This window comes from Clostridium sp. Marseille-Q2269 (genome assembly GCF_943736985.1).
Lineage (GTDB): Bacteria > Bacillota > Clostridia > Clostridiales > Clostridiaceae > Clostridium_F.
Window position 1 is genome coordinate 1 of the sequence record NZ_CALSFS010000019.1, and the last position, 16353, is coordinate 16353.

Sequence of the window (16353 nt, forward strand, 5' to 3'; positions counted from 1 at the left end):
ACTGGATTACAATATTAACATTTTATGATTAGATAAAAAAACAAGGCTCATGAAACATATTGAAAAAGGTAGAAAATCAAGGAATTAATCCTCATATTTTCTACCTTTTCTCATATATAATTACCATCTCTTTTAAGTTAATCATACTTTTAATTATTTATATATCTGTCCATATAAAACCTCAATCTGTTTCTTAAGCTCTTTATTTTCTTCTTCAAGTTGTTTAACTCTATTTTTCAAAGTTGTAAGCATTGTATCTTTCGAAGCATCACTTGTTTTTATTCGAGGTTTTGCAATAGCTTTTCCTTTTTGCTGACTGCGAAGGGTTTTAATTCTTTCCATAATTTCAGACTGTTTATAAAGCCATGCTGTGGAAACATTAGATGATTCAGACACTGTTTTAAAGTTAATAGGTTTTTCTTCCTTAATCAATTTCTTAATTCCTTCATCAGCTCTTTTTAATGCTTCATCACGCCGTTTTTGGGCACTTTTAATTAATCCTTCAATATTACGTTTATGTGTTATTTTTATCACCTTCTAATGTTAAAATAATATGTTGTAGATTTTCTTTGATTTTTTCATTCATTTCTAATATTCGCTGCCATCCTTTATCTTTAGATTCTTTTAATATTTTTTCTGTAGATTTTAACTGTTTTTTATGCATATCTAAAAATGACAGATCAGTACGAAAATGAGTACAGGTTAGGCATGTATTAGCATGAGGACATTCTTGTGATGATACTGGTAAACAGCAATATCCATTAGGTAATGTTTGAATCAGTACATTCTTTTTAAGCCACTGCAGTTCAATACTATCTGGTGAAGAATTGTCATCAATTATTTTACCATTTATATCAACCATCTTACCTTTAAATTCTGCAAATTGTTTTTTTAATGTTTGATCTAAAATATGTGCATATCTACTGGTAGCTTTGGCACATTTATGGCCTAAATACCCTTGTATAATATATTGAGGTACACCGTTATTTACCATACGAGTTCCTAATGTATGACGAAATTGATGTGATTTAAACCTAAAAAGTTCACCAGTATTATCACAGATTTTATTATTATATGCCATTCTGTTTAGGGCATTTGAAAATGTCTGTCTAGTTATAGCTCTTCCTTTTAAATAACAAAAAAGATATTGAGGTTTTTTAGTAAATTGTTTTATATCTTCATGCTGTTGTTCTTGAATAATTGACACTATCTCATTTGTTATAGGAATACGATGTTCATTTTTAGTTTTAATTTGATAATATAAAAGAAACCAATCTCCAGTTAAATCTTGCTCTAAACAATCAAATGGTATTGTGCAAAGTTCACTAATTCTCATACCACATTCTTGAATAATTAATACCATTCTCATAATATAAGAAGGTAATTCTTCTAAGTGCTCATTAAGCTGTTTTAGAACACTTTCAGGTATAAATCGTGGTTGCTTTTCTGTACGCCGCGGAAGGTCTGCATCATATATAAGTGGATCTGAAGTAATATTTCCCCATCTTTGCTTGCCACAGATTTCTAAAAACTTTCTAACACTTATAACATACTGATTTTTAGAATTAGATGATATGTTCTTACTTGATATATAAGCAAGATATTTTATAATTACTGATCTATTAATATTAGCTGCTTTTATAAATGGATAATTTTCATATAAAAAAGCTGAAAAATGGTTTAAAGCAACTAATTTATTAATTGTATTTGCTACAGAATTTTTAGATAAGTTATACTTTAAATATATTTTTATAATATCCTTTAACCACTTTTGGTGAATCTTATTAAAATTCAATGTGTAATGTGAATTAGCTTTATTAATCTCACATCCTAATTTTCTTAAATCCCAAATATCTTTTTCATATTCTGTCCTTACATCATAGTATTCTTGCAGTACTCTATAAATTCCCTTGAAAATATATATACAAGAATCTTCTTTTTCATAAGTCTTTAATTCCTGATTACTGTTTATAACTACTCTGTTTTTAGGATGCCATCTATCTTCACTAATCAAGAAAGTACGAAGTGAAATAATACATTGCTCATAAGGTTTATCCATTAAACTTATATCATTTTTACTTTGTGTATTAAGCCATTTGATTATCCTATGAATAAATGTAGCTAATGGTCTAGTTTTTGGAGACCACTCATTATTTTTAAACCTATAACTACAAGCAAATTTTAATTCATCATTTATTGTATTAGATTTACAAGAAAATTTAATACGCCATTTTTCATTTTTATGGTATGGATCAGGAAATACCCAAATATCTTCTTTCCACATACCATGAAGGGTATCTTTTAAATTTAGATGCTTATCTCTAGACCATGCAACTGAACTAGTTATCACCTTCAATAACTCCCTTCTTTTCTAATGTAGCAATAATCTTTTCTAAATTTTTTTTAACACGGTGGTTCATTTCAATTTGACGTAGCCAATTATTTTTCTTAGCTTCAGATATTATTTTATTAGTTTCATTTAACTGCCATTTATGTTGACTTAAAAAACTTATATCTGTTCTAAATTTGTCACATGTTAAACAACCATTAGCATGAGGACATGTCCCAAGAACTGTAGGCATTGAGCAATATCCATTGGGTAAAGCTTGAGCTAATATATTCTTTTTTAACCATTGTAAATCTGTATTGTTAACATAGGATTCTTTCTCAATTATTTCACCAAGTATGTTTATAGTTTTCTTTTGATACTGTTCAAATGCTTTTTTCATAGTTATATCATGAATTTTAGCGTAATGATTAGTCATTTCAGGGCTTTCGTGCCCTAAATAACGTTGAACAATATGTTGAGGAACTCCATTATTTATCATTGTAGTTCCAACTGTATGCCTGAATTGGTGAGATTCAAATCTATATAAATTTCCTTTATCATCACTAATTCCTTTATCATATGCCAGTTTATTTAAGATTGTACTGAAATATCTTTGTTTTATAGGTTCACCGGTTTCACTACAAAAAAGTAGATCATATGATTGTAAATTTCGAGAAACTATAAACTTTTGCTGATCCATAATAACTTTGGATATTTCTTTAGTAATAGGAATGCTCTGTTCTTTTTTCATTTTACCTTGATAGTATCTAAGAAAATAATCTTCATAATTATCCTTCATAATACAATTAAAGGGCATATTACAAAGTTCAGTAACTCTCATTCCACATTCTTGAATAATTAATACCATACGAATTATAGCTTCAGGTAATGAATCTAAATGTTGATTTAGTTGGAATACAACATTCTGTGGAATATAACGAGGTAAATTTTTATCTCTACGTGGAATATCTTCACTATATATTAAACGGCTATCAGTAATATCTAACCAATGTTCCTGACTACATTTTTCAAAGAAACTTCTGATGTTTATAATATGGTGTTGTTTTGTAGTTTTAGCTAAGTCAGTATTATAAAGATAATATAAATAATTAAGAATAATTTTTCTGTTAATTTCTAATGGAGTAATTTGAGGATATTTCTCTTTAATAAATGCTGAAAAATAATTTAATCCTTGTATATGATACATACAATGAGCAGGGGAATTAATAATTAAATTATAGGCCATAAATTTTTTTGCAGCTTTATTAAGCCATGATTGAGTTATTTTAGAAAAGTTTAACTTATAAGCTGATCTTGATTTATCAACTTCAATACCTAATTCTCTTAAATCCCATACATCTCTATCATATCCAGTTCTTTCATCATATACATCTACAATTGTACGATAGATTTGACGTAAAACTGAAATAGTAGGATCTACCCCAATTGAAATTCTCTTATTTTGATTAGCATCAATCCTTTCTTTTTTGTATTGTTTAAATAAATTATTTTCTTTTAAATAGTTGGACAATGATTTTTCCCATTCATTTAAATTTTTTAGCATAAATGATTTAATATTATTCTCGGTATTATCAATCCACTTAACCATAATTTTAATATTACTTAATCTTGAAGTATTTCTAATAACCCATTCATTATTTCTAAATTTATACATACAAGCATATTTTATCTCTATTTTTAGATTGTTTGCTCTACATTTAAAGGATAATTTATAATCAGATGGAGCTTTTTTGTTTTGATTAACAGGAGCATTATTAATATTCCATATATCTTCTTTCCAAAAGTCTTTTAATTCTTCCATTAATTTTTTTTGTTTTTCTTCTGAATACAAAGTTAATGTATTTCCTACATTCATAAAATTACCTCTTTATCTTATCCGAATATTTTTTATATGCTTCTTTCATATCTTCGTCTGTTAAATGAGTATAAGTATTCATAGTAGTCTGTATATTTTTATGACCCAGTCTTTTCTGCACATATGCAGCATCCCAACCATTTCTAATTAATTCAGTAGCATGAGTATGGCGTAACATATGCCAATGCATGGGGATACCGATTTTTTTACTTAATCTATTGAATATATCAACTGCTGTTTCATATTTCATGGGTTCACCTATATTCCCTTTCCATAAGTTAACAAAAACATAATCACTATCTGTTTCACCAAATTCATGAACAATATAATCTGTATATAATGCCATTAACTCTTTAGATACATGAATAATATTTTGATCTTTAGATTTAGAACGAGCATTATTAATATTTTCGTCACGAGGAATAACATAAATTGTATTATCCCAAGAATGGATATCTTCATGCCTTAAGCCTAATGCCTGACCTATACGCATACCTGTTTCATAAACTAAACTTACTAAAAATTTATCTCTTATACAATTACAAGCATTTATTATATGCATTATTTGTTCCTTAGTTAATGTTTTAGGTATTTTCTTTGGCACTTTTAATTTAATCATAGTGCTTTTTACAGGTTTTCCTTTGTTGATATGGTATAATAGACCCTTATATTTATGGGGTGCATTCTGATAACGATTGATGTTAAGATGTTGAACGCTAGTATGATTTCTTTCGTGAAATTCATAAAACATTGATACACAAGTTAATATAGCATTTATCGTAGATTCACTTCTTTTAGATTGTTGTTCATAGATTAAGTGTACTCCTAACTGTGGGTTCCTAAGCCAGGATATAAAATCAGCAATTTCATTTAATTGAACTTTAGTCCATTCTAATTTAGCAGCTCTTAGATATTCCCAATAGAGCTTAAGATGATACGTATAAGAACGTATTGTATTAGGTGAATATTCTATGTTTTCCATATACTTTATAAACTCTGATATAGGTTCTATAGGTAGAAAATTGTCTCCTATAACCATCCATGATTTTTTATTACTATTAGGTATTCTAACAATTTGAACTTTCATATTAGCTCCTTTTATTTAGTATTAAAATCTCTTATTGATTTATTTACTTTGATTATATCGTATACGTAATAGAATTACTATGGTTAATAATTATTTTACGTATAAAAAAAGCCCCGTCATTAACGTGGTTTACGTAATTCATATTATATATTATACCTACAGATAACGAAGTGAATGGGTTCCTATATTTTCTTCAACTCCAACAGAAATGGCTGCTTCCTTTAAAATATTAAGAGCCTGCTGTCTTGTAATAGGTTTATTTTCTCCTTCACGACTTTTAAATATAAAATCATCTATATTAATGTAGGGAATATTTTCAATTAATTCCTTTAAAGCTTTTGTGGCAGATTTATTTAGTTTAATCTTTCTATGTTTATTTGTTTTTCCCTCAAATATTTCGATGTCTTTAAAAGTTTTCTTATTTTCCTTAAGAACATCACTCCACTTTAAACTTAAAAGATCTGTAATTCTAAGGGCCACATTAATTCCTACAATAAACATAGTATAGGATCTTAAGTTTTTTCCTTTAAGATAAAGTTTCACATCTTGAATTTTATTTTTATCCCTAATAGGACCTACGTTATTCATAAATTCTCCTCCTTAGTTAACTTTGTCATAATAATATTATAATAGAAACTATGACAAATTGAAAAGCACAAAATAAAAAAATCCATTAGTATAATTAAGATGAACCTAATTATATCAATGGATAGGGCCTATTTCGTCGGTTTGTCAAAAACTATATTAAGTAAAATTAATATATAAATAATAAAATGCAATAGTTAATTATTGCATTTTATTATTTATATAAACTCCATTGTTTTTTTAATGCTATGTAAAATAATAGGATATTAACGCCTATTCCAATAATAATATTCGGTAATAATGAAAGATTAAAGTTGTATATTATTAATAATATATAAGATATGTAAAAGATATATAAGCCTAATTTTCTCCATTTAATTAAAAATATTAAGCCTATTAATTTTAATAAATACATAGCTAAAATAAAAGCAGATGGAATTTGTCCAGTATTTTTAATAGATGAAAGATAGCCTAATGTTGTTAATAATGTAAGTATTAAAAAAGAGTAAAGAATTATGAATGTTTTTATTGGTCTTGATTTTTTAGTTTGTTTATTAATTATCTTATTCATAGATTTCTCCTAATTATCATATTTTTTTAATAATAATTCATAAATGAAAAATAAATATTTTGAAATTTTATATAGTAATATAAGTAATATAAGTAATATAAGTAATAATATATGAGGACTAAAAATATAGATATTTGAAAAGCTTTCAATAATGTTATTGTAGTATAAGTAAATAACATATATTATTGGTGTAACAGTTAGTATAGATAAAAAAGTAAAAAGAGTACTATACAACATACTTATTAACAATTCACATAGAATTAATGTAATTAATTCTACGAAAATCCCTATTAATAAGCTTATTAATAATAAAATGATGAAATTTGAAAATGATTTATATAGAAAATATATAGGTATAAAATATAAATGCATATATAAAATATTAGTATATGATAAAAAATGATAACTAAATATACTAAAGAACAATTCTTCATATGAAATTGGCAAAACAAACAAATCTTTGATACATTTTAGATTTGAAATTTTTTCTTTTACTGTAGATAAAACATAAAATATTGATATAATTATAAAGTATCCACTTAATATTTTATTATTTTTATTAATTTCTAATTTTAATATATTAAATGAAAGTAATGTAGCAATATTTAATGTTATACCTAAAATTATATTTAATACTATAAAAAATATGTTTTTAGAATTTATACAATTTTTATTTTTATAAAAATTAATTAAACATAATATAGTATCTATCATATTAAATCAATCTCTTCAATAAATTTTGTTTGATGTATAATATCTTTTTCAAGAATTCTAAAAGAGAAAATATAAAAAGCAATTGCTATAACAAATTTTAAAATAAAACTTATATAAGAATTTAATACTACAAATAGTATTAATATTGTAAATGTTGATACTGTAAGTAGAAATTTAAAACCTTCTTGTATTGATTTAATAGTTGAGTTTTCATTAATATCATCTCTTTTATGATCTATTTTGAATAATATATTAGATATTGATATAGCAAATATTATTGCAGTAATAAAAGATAAACATTTATTTATATGTATTATGGGCAAAAGACCATTTAATATAAATATTAGTTCAATTATTAAAAATTCTATAAACAAAATAATAAAAGCCAATGAATTTTTTGATAGTATAAATAATTTTGTACTGATTGGCAGTGTAAATAAAAATTTAGTGTTATCTATTTCGTGTTTAGATACTGATAAAATATTTATAGAATAGATACCTTGAAATAATATTGCACTAAATAAGAGTAAAAAAACATTATCAGAATATTTTTTTAAATTAGACCCTATATTAATGAACATAATGATGAAAAGCAATACTTTTATTATGAAATAAATATAAGTTTTTTTATCTTGTCTAAAATATATTCTTATATCATTAATCATTATGTTAATCATTATTTTCACCCCATGATAAGTTTTTATTAATTTTATCAGTTTTGTTAGTTATTTTTATAAATATTTCTTCTAAGGATAAATCCTTATATTTATTATGTAATTTTTGTATATTATCTTGAAATTTAACTTTTCCATTATCTATTATTATAAGATCTGTACATAAATCATTTATTAAAGATAAATCATGAGCACTTAAAAGTATAGATACACCATTTTGGTTAAATTGTTTTAAAATATTTTTAATAACTATTTTGGAAGTAGGATCTATACCATCTAACGGTTCATCTAATATTAATAGTTTAGGATTATGTATTAATGCTCCTCCTATCAAAGCTTTTTGTTTCATTCCTTTAGAGAATTCTCTTATTAGTTTGTTAGATGCTTTAGATAAATCTAATACATCTAATAAATCATTTATTCTATTTTTTATATCATTTTTATTTAATTTATAAATAGTACCTATAAAATTCCAATATTCTATTACAGATAAGTGTTCATAAGCAAGTATTTCATTACTTACGAATCCAATATTTTTTTTTATAGATAAGATATTTTTATTATTTAAATCTAAGTTAAATATGGTTATATTTCCATAAGTTTTATTTATTAATGAAACTAGTATATTCATTAATGTAGTTTTACCAGCACCATTTTCTCCTATTAATCCAGTAATTGATCGCTTTTTAACATGTATATTTATATCGCTTAAAGCTTTAGTTCCATTTTTATAAACTTTATTTAAATTATTTGTTTCTATAATAAACATATTTTTATCCTCCAATTATATTAATTTAATAAAGAATGGTAGTATAGTTATTATTACATATGGAGTTAAAAATGCTAAAGAAATTTTAATTTTATTTTTATTATTAAATATTTTATTCCCATAATATATAGACATAAAAATTAAAAATATAAAATTAGAAATAATATTAATTATATTTGAATTATACGTCCATTTATTAATCATATTTTCAAAAGGTAAATTTGTATAATTATATATATAAGACGTAATTAACGTAAGTATAAAAACACTTATTCCTTTAATTAAACAAAAGTATCCAGATATATTTATAAATTTTTTAGGAGTAATTTTGTAACCAAAATCAATTCCATTTAAAATAAGTTTTAGAAGATAATAAAATATTAACATTGTTATAATAAATGATATAATTTGAATAATTGATTGTATTAATGTAAAAACAATTAATATATTACTTATTAATGATTGCTGCTTATCTACATCTCTTAATAAATATTTAGTAAAAAAAGAACCTATGGAACATGTAATAAGAGCTGAAATAAAAATGCACAATATAGATTTAATAGTTATAGAATCTTTATTAGATTCTGCTACAATTTGATTTTCAAAATTCATTTTTTCACCTCTAATATTAATTTTTATATAATTACTATTTAATATATAATTTTTCGAAATATGGAGCTGACCAGTAAACTTCTATAATAGAAGACAATAATAAAATAATTGCAATAAAAGTAATAATATAAATAATTTTTTCAACAAAATAATATTTATATAATTTTTTTAGAATAATACCATCTTTTCCAAATAAGTATTTTATCCAACCTATAGTTATATGAATAGATATAAGTAATAAAATAATCAGTGCAATTATTTCTCCAAGTGAATGCCCTAAAAAACCTATTAAAGTTTTAAAAAGCGTAGTTGAATAAGATATTTTAGTCATATGTATACCTATCCCTAATGAAAAAAATAAATTCATTATAATTAATGAGGATATTGGACCAAGTAATGATAGTATTAATACCAACATACAGGATGAAAAATTTTTAATAAAAATTTGAAAGAAAGATAAATATCCTCTTTGAGGAATAAATTTATTTTGATAAGTATATAAATTAGAAGATATACTATATCCTAAAACTAATAAGGTAATTGCAATAAAAATAGAAATAAATAAGTATTTTTTTTTAAACATATAAAACACACCTTAGTAAAATACTATTGCAGTAATATTACTGCAATAGTATTCATAATAATTAAAGTAGGGGTATAAGCTTTACTAATTGATACATTATTTTCCCAGCCACAGCACCAGGTACAAAAGCTAGTGCTATATCTGTAACTGACCAAAGCAAATCGTACCAATTTTTAGAAAGAGCATTTGCTCCTTTACCTAAAAGTGCTTGAATTGCTACAGCAGCTTTTGATGATATCTTACCACCAGGTACACAAGCTACTACAGCAGCAATCAATGCAGTTCCTACTTGATTAGTTGTTGCTTTTCCAGCAGCCCACATAGCATTTAAACCTGAAACTTGACTTAATGAAAGGGCAGCAACTCCCATGCATGTCCCTGTTTGAATTTTAGATTTTAAAGATTTCATGTATTAGTCCTCCCAATTAAAATAATTTGGAAATATCCCCTAGGTTGTACAACCATGAAAATATTACCATAAAATCACATTAATTGTCAATAAAGGTATATTAAAGGTGAATATCTTTTTATTATAGTATTTAAATAAAATATTGAAATAATTGGTAGAATAAAGTAGAATAATATAAGTATGTATTAAATATACTCATATTATTAATGCTTAAAGTGGGGGATCATATGAAAAAAAAACGTGTTATCATTGTTAGCCTGATTATAGTTGTAACTATATCTTTAATAGGCTTTACAGTGATAACAATAAATAAACTTAAAAATAATACTAAAAACAATGCTAAGAAAGTATCTTTATATACAGTAAAGGAAGCGCCAAATGTATTTTTTGAGGGAGAAATTAAAAGTTCTAAAAGTGTGGTTCTGCAAGCAGATACAGCTAAAGGTACTGTAGATAAAATAAATGTTAAAGATAAGCAAATGGTTAAAGCAGGAGATATTTTATTTAGTTATAAGAATAATCAATTTATTGATCAAAAAAATGATTTAGAATATGAATTAGACACTTTGAAAGATAAATATAATAAAACTAAAAAAGAATTAAATTCGGTTAGCGATAAGGCTAATCAGGTGCAAGAGCAACAAAAACAACAAAAACAAAGGGAGCAAGAGCAACAAAAACAAGAAATACAAAAACAAAAGGGGCAAGAGCAAAAAACAGAAGAACAAAAAGTATCAATTTTACAAAATAAAGATAAACAAGAACAAATAGATACTGCTGACTTAGAGCAACAAAAAGTTTTAGCTGAAAAATCTAAGGATGAATTACAGAGTGAACTAAATGATAATATTAAACAACAAAATCATTTAAATGATAAAATAAAGAATATTAATGATAAATGTAATGTATACATAAAAGCACCTTTTGATGGAGTTGTTAAAATTGGTGGATATAGTGAAATAGAACCTTCTAAGCCTATATTAACATTAGATAGTGAAAATATGCAGGTTGTGTGTGGAGTTTCGGAAAAGGATATACTTAAATTAACTGAAGAGCAAACTGTAAAAGTATCCATTTTAGGAACAGGACAATCTATTAATGGTAAGATTAAAAATATAGATAAAAAACCTTCACCGGAGGTAACAATATCTCAAGGAGCAATACAGCAAGGATCAGGATCTCAAAGTAGTTCCCCAAAGTTATCAACAATTAATTCTTATGAAGTTATTATCCAAATAGATAATATTAAAGACATTTGTTCAGGATTTCATGTGCAAGTATCAACTAAAGCTAAAAATTATATTCCTAAGATTCCTAAAACGGCCATATTTAAAAATAAGGACAAAAGTTATGTTTGGGTTGTTAAAGATAGATTTTTAAAAAAGAAAAAAATAGAAGCATCCGATTGGAATGATAAATATATACAAATTAAAAATGGTGTAAATTTTAATGATAAAATTGTTCGTGAAGTTAAGGATACTATGAAAGAAGGGGACAAGGTTGAATGATCTAATAAAGGTTAAAGGACTTCGTAAGTGGTATCAACAGGATAATAATAGGTTTGAAATATTAAAGGGATTAGATTTTAGTGTAGAAAAAAGTTCCTTTGTTATTATTATGGGTAAATCAGGAAGTGGAAAAACTACATTTTTAAATGTTTTAGGATTATTAGATAAATTTAATGAAGGTAAGTATATTTATAATGGTACCGATGTTACAATAATGACTGATAATGAACGTTCAGATTTTAGAAATAAAAATATAGGGTTTATATTTCAACAGTTTCATTTAATAGAATCCTTAAATATTTCTCAAAATGTAGAATTGCCTCTTATATATAAGGGTATTAATAGTAAAAGTAAAAGAGAAAAACTTATAAAAGAAGCACTTAAAAAAGTAGGACTTTTTGATAAGAGTAAAAGTTTTCCTAATCAATTATCGGGAGGACAGCAACAAAGAATATCTATAGCTAGGGCTATAGTTAATGATCCAGATATTATCGTTGCTGATGAGCCTACAGGAGCTTTAGATAGTAAAACAGGATTAGAAATCATTAATCTTTTAATTGAGTTAAACAGGCAAGGAAAAACTATAATTATGGTTACTCATGATGAAGATCTTAAGAAATATGCTTCACATTTAGTATTTTTAAAAGACGGTGTCTTTGCTAAAGAGGAGGAACTATAGTTATGAACTTTAATATGTTATTAAGAAGTGCTCTTTTATGTTTAAAAGCCAATAAAATAAGAGTATTTTTAACTATGATTGGTATAATTATAGGAATAAGTACAGAAGTTGTTATTTTATCTATAGGTGCTGGTTTACAAAATAATGTTTCTAAATCAGTTAATACTACAGATGTTAATTCATTAAGTATAATGTTTGAAAGTAAAGAAATTAATACTGGTGACAGTTCACAACCTTTTGATAAAAGTGATTTTAATCAATTAAAAAGTATAGATGGAGTTGCTGATATTGCTGCTGATAATGATGGCATTATGGGATTCTTAAATTTAGGAGGACAAGCGACTTATTTTGATAAAAGTACATATTTAATGTTTAAAGAATATAAAAATCAATCTGTAAATATTATAGCAGGTAGAAGTATAACTAAAAATGATAATGATTTTGAAAATCCAGTTAGTTTAATAACAGAAAAGCATGCAAAAGAATTATTTGGAGATAATTATGAAGAAGGATTAGGTAAAGCTATAAAATTAAATGGTGTATATTTAGAAGTAATAGGAATTATAAAAGATCCATTACCTACTTCTCTTGAAGGTGGTTCAGATTATATACCAAGTTTTTTAAAAGAATCTTTTAAGTCAGAAAATGAAATTATGAGTATAAAAGCTAAAGTTAAAGAAGGATATAAATTAGATGATGTATTTAAAGATATTAAAGAAGAATTGGAAAGATTACATCCAGATATAAATGGGGAGTATGTAAAGGCTGATCCACAAGCTATGACAAAAGCATTTCAGTCTATAATTGGTGGAATAACAGGATTTATAGCAGTTGTATCTGGAATATCTCTTTTTGTTTCAGGTGTAGGTGTTATGAATATTATGTATGTGTCAGTTACAGAAAGAAAAATGGAAATAGGAATAAGAAGAGCAATTGGAGCAAAGTCTAAAACAATATTATCACAATTTTTAATAGAATCTATATTAATAACTTTACTAGGAGGACTATTAGGTATTATTATTGGATATGGCTTATCTAAAAGTGTTGGACTAATATGCCCATTGAAACCAATATTTACTTTTAAAATTTTTATTGGATCATCAATAACATCTATATTAATAGGTATAATATTTGGAATAATTCCAGCATCAAAAGCTTCAAGACTTGATCCTATAAAAGCAATTTACAAGTAATGTAAATTTTAAAAGAAGTACATTAAAGTAAGATTAAAAATAAATTATTTTTAATCTTACTTTTTATATTAGAGGAAAAAACATAAATAAATAGAAATAGTAACTATAAAGTAACTATTATAGTGAGGTGGGAAAATGCAATTAGAAGAATTAATTCATATAGCAAAGACCCTTAATGAAAATGGCCTTAAAGGTAATAGGCGAGATAACTTTTTAAGAGATAAATATAATATGTCAGCTAGAACTTGGCAAAAGAAAATAAAGGATACACCTATAAAATATAATAATGGTACTAAAAGATATGATATTAATATAGAAAGTAACACTAAAGTAACTCAAAATAAACACCAAAATAATTTAGAAGAAATAACAACACAGTATAAAGAAACACTAAAGGAACCTAAAAGTAACTATGATGAAACTCTAAGTAGTTACCAAATTAACTCCAATAATCAATTTAAAAGTAGAACCAAAGATACTATTAATAAACTAGAGAGTAACTCAAAAGTAATTTTTAATGATTTAGATGATAAGGAAAGTGATTTCATTGAAATAAAAGGAATTGAAGGGGTGTTACCTAAGTCACCAAAAGTAACCACACATTTAGTGTTAGACGAATTTAAAAATATGAAAAGTGATATTGAAATGATTAAACAGCAGATTAATTTACTTTTTAATAAATATAGAGAAGATGAAAATAGAAAAGACAATATTATTGAAATTCCTAAAATTGATCTTGAAAATTATGATTTAAAGGGTGAAATATGTAGTAGAAGTTTTAAAACCTATAAATATGTGCTAGATGGTTTTAAAGAATTCTGCAAAAAAAGAAATGAATCACAAAAGGATCTTATAGCTATAGCATTACTTGAATTTATAAAAAAATATAATAGATAAATTTTAAGTTAGGAGTATAAAATATACTCCTTTACTATTTAGTTAAAATTATGAAGTATAACTAAAATAATTTTAACTAAATAGTAAATTTCGCGAAATAAAAACAAAAATATAGGTAAATTTACATATAAATACATAGGAGCGGATGAAAAGTCTATAGATAGCTCAAGAGTTATGCGTCTTGCTGGATCAATAAATGAAAAGAGTGGCAAAAATACAGATATTTTAGTTTATAGTGAAGATAGATATATACTAAGGGAAATACAACAGGAGTATCTTCCAGTATTAACTCCCTATGTTAAAAATCCATATCACAAATCTAAGGGAAGAAATACTAAGATAGTTAACTTTTTTACTTTATATGGTCTTCATTATGCAAGACTTAGAGATATAGTAACTCTTCAAAAAAGTAGACAAGGCTATTGTAGAAATGAAGATGGAGTTTTAGTTAAATATGGCCAAAGAGAATTTATGTGTTTTTTATATAGATACTGGAGCTGTTGTTATGAATCAGATAAAGAAAGAGCCCTCAAAAACACATTAGAGTTTAATAATGGCTTTAAAGTACCTTTTTATAAAGAAGTAGAAAGAGCAACAAAGTCCGCTGAAAAAGCCTATGAATCTTGGCTAAAAGATAGCCCTAGTGGTACATATAAACGTGGTGGTTATAATTATAAAAATGAAACTTTAATAGAAAAGCTTAATATATTAGATGAGGAAATGCAAACTCTTGAAACTATTATAAGTAAAAAAGAGGTTAGAAGAAGAGATAATGAAAAAAATAAAAGAAGAAATGAAAATGGGTTAACTAAAAGACAACAAGAAAAATTAAATAAAGAGAATAAAATAAAAGAATTATTAAACAAAGGATTTGGAGTAAGGGAAATATCTAGAATATTAGATATTAATGTTAGTGTAATATCTAGAGTGAAAAATAATAAGTATTAATATGGTGTTTACTGAAACGTTCGTATTATATTATGGGGCTTTAGCCTGGTACTCCTTTTTTAATAAGAACATAGTAGGTTATACTAATACTGAAAGTTATAGATATTTATTTATATAAAAGTTGCATGAAATGTTAGTAATATATTATATACTTTAATCAATTAATTTACATACATAGAATTATTTAGTGTAAACTGAAATTTCACTATTATACTAATGGGCTTTAGACTTGTTGCTCTTATTGAAATTTTAAATATAGATATAAAAATATAATCTCTTTATCTGTAGGTATTTTTATAGTGTTTACTGAAACGTTGGTATTATATTATGAGGCTCTAGCTTAAATTTATGGATTTTCATACAAAAGAATCTTTAAAGTATTTAAAATTTATAAGATATGAGGAGGTATAATATGATACTACCTAAAATAACTCAAGATAATGTATACATATTTATTCCATTGAAGGCCTCAAAGGTGTCACAAAGATTTGCTAAAAATCATGGTATATCTCAAAAGCAGGCTTTATTAGAGTTTTATAATTCAAAAACTTATTCAACTCTAGAAGAAGAAGATACAAAATTATGCTATGAAGGTATTAATTATTTGTATGATGAATTAGAGCGTTAAAAAAATATATAATAGATAATTAATTATATATAAAACTTAAGTAAACTACCTATTTTATGGGTAGTTTTTTTATAAGCATTATTAATAAAATTTATAGTTATATTGTGAATTAATTATTTTATTTTATGGAAAAATTTATCGAAATATATTGATTTTTATATAAAAAAGGATTATTATTGCTTTAATTATATCAGAATATTCAAATAATTAGTTAACTAATTATTAACCTATTTATTTAAAAGGGGGGAATTAAAATGTTAATTTTAAAGCCAAATGTTGATAGCAATAGAA

16 protein-coding genes are annotated in these 16353 nt (G+C 24.8%); 6 read left to right on the forward strand and 10 right to left on the reverse strand.

Going from position 1 to position 16353, the window contains the following annotated elements; all coding sequences use genetic code 11:
- Positions 1-153 precede the first annotated feature (153 nt).
- The 10 genes from NGI68_RS15770 to NGI68_RS15815 form a co-directional block, all read right to left on the reverse strand.
- Entirely contained in the window at positions 154-534 is a 381-nt protein-coding gene (locus NGI68_RS15770; RefSeq protein WP_251862399.1) for a DUF6262 family protein, read from the reverse strand.
- A complete protein-coding gene (locus tag NGI68_RS15775; protein WP_251862400.1) occupies positions 515-2350 on the reverse strand; it encodes a tyrosine-type recombinase/integrase in 1836 nt (611 codons plus the stop codon). Before NGI68_RS15775 ends, NGI68_RS15770 begins: the two co-directional genes overlap by 20 nt.
- On the reverse strand, positions 2340-4205 hold the full coding sequence (locus tag NGI68_RS15780) for a tyrosine-type recombinase/integrase (protein ID WP_251862401.1): 1866 nt from the start codon (positions 4203-4205) through the stop codon (positions 2340-2342). The genes NGI68_RS15775 and NGI68_RS15780 overlap by 11 nt, the downstream gene beginning before the upstream one ends.
- Positions 4206-4209: 4 nt before the next feature.
- Entirely contained in the window at positions 4210-5292 is a 1083-nt protein-coding gene (locus NGI68_RS15785; protein ID WP_251862402.1) for a tyrosine-type recombinase/integrase, read from the reverse strand.
- Between the two features lie 156 nt (positions 5293-5448).
- The gene (locus NGI68_RS15790; RefSeq protein ID WP_251862403.1) at positions 5449-5880 is read right to left on the reverse strand and encodes a tyrosine-type recombinase/integrase; all 432 of its coding nucleotides are present in this window, start codon (positions 5878-5880) and stop codon (positions 5449-5451) included.
- 1278 nt (positions 5881-7158) lie between these two features.
- Positions 7159-7839, reverse strand: coding sequence for a permease-like membrane multi-spanning protein (locus NGI68_RS15795; RefSeq protein ID WP_251862404.1), 681 nt, complete (start codon positions 7837-7839; stop codon positions 7159-7161).
- Complete coding sequence (locus NGI68_RS15800) at positions 7832-8605, reverse strand: ABC transporter ATP-binding protein (protein ID WP_251862405.1); 774 nt, start codon at positions 8603-8605, stop codon at positions 7832-7834. Before NGI68_RS15800 ends, NGI68_RS15795 begins: the two co-directional genes overlap by 8 nt.
- A 15-nt stretch (positions 8606-8620) precedes the next feature.
- Positions 8621-9217 carry a hypothetical protein gene (locus NGI68_RS15805; protein WP_251862406.1) on the reverse strand — a complete coding sequence of 199 codons (597 nt, stop codon included), beginning with the start codon at positions 9215-9217 and terminating at the stop codon, positions 8621-8623.
- Positions 9218-9251: 34 nt separating this feature from the next.
- Complete coding sequence (locus tag NGI68_RS15810) at positions 9252-9800, reverse strand: stage II sporulation protein M (protein WP_251862407.1); 549 nt, start codon at positions 9798-9800, stop codon at positions 9252-9254.
- A gap of 61 nt (positions 9801-9861) precedes the next feature.
- The gene (locus NGI68_RS15815) at positions 9862-10209 is read right to left on the reverse strand and encodes a hypothetical protein (protein WP_251862408.1); all 348 of its coding nucleotides are present in this window, start codon (positions 10207-10209) and stop codon (positions 9862-9864) included.
- A 227-nt stretch (positions 10210-10436) separates the two neighbouring features.
- Between NGI68_RS15815 and NGI68_RS15820 the strand changes: the two genes are divergently transcribed.
- The 6 genes from NGI68_RS15820 (at position 10437) to NGI68_RS15845 (ending at position 16062) form a co-directional block, all read left to right on the forward strand.
- Entirely contained in the window at positions 10437-11717 is a 1281-nt protein-coding gene (locus NGI68_RS15820; protein WP_251862409.1) for an efflux RND transporter periplasmic adaptor subunit, read from the forward strand.
- Positions 11710-12396: an ABC transporter ATP-binding protein gene (locus NGI68_RS15825; RefSeq protein WP_251862410.1), complete on the forward strand. Its 687-nt coding sequence runs from the start codon at positions 11710-11712 to the stop codon at positions 12394-12396. The genes NGI68_RS15820 and NGI68_RS15825 overlap by 8 nt, the downstream gene beginning before the upstream one ends.
- A gap of 2 nt (positions 12397-12398) precedes the next feature.
- Positions 12399-13589: an ABC transporter permease gene (locus NGI68_RS15830; protein WP_251862411.1), complete on the forward strand. Its 1191-nt coding sequence runs from the start codon at positions 12399-12401 to the stop codon at positions 13587-13589.
- A 135-nt stretch (positions 13590-13724) separates the two neighbouring features.
- Positions 13725-14486: a hypothetical protein gene (locus NGI68_RS15835; protein ID WP_251862412.1), complete on the forward strand. Its 762-nt coding sequence runs from the start codon at positions 13725-13727 to the stop codon at positions 14484-14486.
- Between the two features lie 174 nt (positions 14487-14660).
- Positions 14661-15434, forward strand: a complete 774-nt coding sequence (locus NGI68_RS15840; protein ID WP_251862413.1) for a hypothetical protein — start codon at positions 14661-14663, stop codon at positions 15432-15434.
- A gap of 412 nt (positions 15435-15846) precedes the next feature.
- Positions 15847-16062: a hypothetical protein gene (locus NGI68_RS15845; protein WP_251862414.1), complete on the forward strand. Its 216-nt coding sequence runs from the start codon at positions 15847-15849 to the stop codon at positions 16060-16062.
- The last annotated feature ends 291 nt before the right edge of the window (positions 16063-16353 follow it).